This is a genomic window from Dyella japonica (assembly GCF_040545895.1).
Classification (GTDB): domain Bacteria; phylum Pseudomonadota; class Gammaproteobacteria; order Xanthomonadales; family Rhodanobacteraceae; genus Dyella; species Dyella japonica_D.
The window spans coordinates 1-1,018 of record NZ_JBEPMU010000027.1 but is presented as its reverse complement, the minus strand read 5'-3'; the positions used below and the strand labels follow the sequence as shown (position 1 = coordinate 1,018).

The following is a 1,018-nucleotide window of genomic DNA, read 5'->3' as shown; positions in this document are numbered from 1 at the left end:
CGTGGCATCACGATTTCGACCGCCCACGTCGAATACGAATCGCCGACCCGTCACTACGCCCACGTGGACTGCCCGGGCCATGCTGACTACGTCAAGAACATGATCACCGGTGCGGCGCAGATGGACGGCGCGATCCTGGTGTGCTCGGCCGCCGACGGCCCGATGCCGCAGACGCGCGAACACATCCTGCTGTCGCGCCAGGTGGGCGTGCCCTACATCGTCGTGTTCCTGAACAAGGCCGACATGGTGGACGACGCCGAGCTGCTCGAGCTGGTCGAAATGGAAGTGCGTGAACTGCTCTCCAAGTACGACTTCCCGGGCGACGACACCCCGATCATCAAGGGCTCGGCCCTGAAGGCGCTGGAAGGCGACCAGTCGGAAATCGGCGTGCCGGCCATCGTGGCCCTGGTGGATGCGCTGGACAGCTACATCCCCGAGCCGGTGCGTGCGATCGACAAGCCGTTCCTGATGCCGGTGGAAGACGTGTTCTCGATCTCGGGCCGCGGCACCGTGGTGACCGGTCGTATCGAGCGCGGCATCATCAAGGTCGGTGACGAAGTGGAAGTGGTGGGCATCCGCCCGACCCAGAAGACCACCGTCACGGGCGTGGAAATGTTCCGCAAGCTGCTGGACCAGGGCCAGGCAGGCGACAACGCCGGTCTGCTGCTGCGCGGTCTGAAGCGCGACGACGTGGAGCGCGGTCAGGTGCTGGCCAAGCCGGGCACGATCACCCCGCACACGGACTTCGAAGCTGAGGTGTACGTGCTGTCGAAGGACGAAGGCGGCCGTCATACCCCGTTCTTCAAGGGCTACCGTCCGCAGTTCTACTTCCGCACGACCGACGTGACCGGCGCTTGCCAGTTGCCGGAAGGCGTGGAAATGGTGATGCCGGGCGACAACGTGAAGATGGTGGTCAGCCTGATCCACCCGATCGCGATGGACGAAGGCCTGCGCTTTGCTATCCGCGAAGGTGGCCGCACCGTCGGCGCCGGCGTGGTGGCCAAGGTCATCAAGTAAG

1 protein-coding gene is annotated in these 1,018 nt (G+C 64.8%); it reads left to right on the top strand.

Translation table 11 applies throughout. From position 1 onward, the window contains the following. Window positions 1-1,017 (top strand): elongation factor Tu (tuf, locus tag ABIC75_RS23080; RefSeq protein ID WP_354016224.1); only part of this gene is annotated, 1,017 nt, incomplete at its 5' end. Window position 1,018: the final 1 nt, after the last annotated feature.